The sequence below is a fragment of the Mesorhizobium sp. P3_A9 genome (assembly GCF_056402975.1).
Genome location: NZ_JBFUGJ010000736.1, coordinates 1 through 979, shown reverse-complemented (window position 1 = coordinate 979; position 979 = coordinate 1). Strand labels below are relative to the sequence as shown.

Here is a 979-nt window from a genome sequence, read left to right as displayed (position 1 = left end):
GAATGGAGATGCACACTCGCTATCAAATACCGGCACATTCCTCGCCAAGATCCGGCAAGCTCGAAGCCTTTCTGTGCCTGTTCGATGATCCGGCCAAGGTGGTCAACCATCCAGGTCTCAGCCGTGCCGAGAAACGGGCTCTGCTTGCCTCGTGGGCATCCGACAGTTATGCGGTGGAAAACGAGCCGACGATACGCCGGCTGGACGATGGGACGCTTGTCCCTGTCGAGCGCATTCTGAGCGCTTTGAACGCATTGGACGCGATGCCCGAGGCGGGAGAGGGAATTGCGGCCCGAGTGCTGCCTTGGCGGTCCTCTTCACGTCGTGGCGCGCCCTGGCGACGGAGCGGCAGGTTCTTCGGCCGCGATGACGACAATGACCCGCCACCGTGCCCGGCATCAATCGCGCCGCGCCCGCGCGCGCCAGGTGGAATGGGCGCAACGGCCAGCGTTAAACTCGCCCATGCCTGACTTTTTCCGCATACTCATTCATTCGGCTGCCTCGAAAGGGGCAGCCGATCTCAGTGCGCTCGCTGGAGAAGCAACGAAGTCACAGAAGCCGGAAAAACGGCAAAACGAGAGCTGATGACAATTCCCAAGCGTACCTACCGTCTCCAGATCATGCTGAATGCGGAAGAACTCGCAGTTCTCGACGCATGGCGCTACGACAGACGAATGCCGACCCGTTCTGACGCCGTGCGGGAGTTGCTTCGACTTGGCCAAATTGCACCTGGCAAGGGCGGGGATCGGCTTGCAAAGTCCGTGGATTTTGGGGTCATTGAGCCGCCGGTGGACTGAGCTGCACGCGGCTTGGTGGCGCTTACCGCACGCGCTGGCCGTATATCATTCGTTATTCGCGGAGCAGTGAGTTGCGCCCCATGCACGCGCCTGGCCTTGACGTGTCAACAATCAGGGTAGCGCCAAAAAAGCATCGTTCATGAGCAGTCTCGTCCGGATGGGCAAGGCGCACGAAGGAGGGT

1 protein-coding gene is annotated in these 979 nt (G+C 60.7%); it reads left to right on the top strand.

The window, feature by feature from the left end:
• Positions 1 to 584: 584 nt before the first annotated feature.
• Positions 585 to 797: a hypothetical protein gene (locus tag AC1DX0_RS36400; protein ID WP_477223764.1), complete on the top strand. Its 213-nt coding sequence runs from the start codon at positions 585 to 587 to the stop codon at positions 795 to 797.
• The last annotated feature ends 182 nt before the right edge of the window (positions 798 to 979 follow it).

Excerpts from the sequence above, each read along its gene's own strand:
- AC1DX0_RS36400 (WP_477223764.1), top strand. The coding sequence starts at position 585 with ATGACAATTCCCAAGCGTACCTACCGTCTCCAGATCATGCTGAATGCG.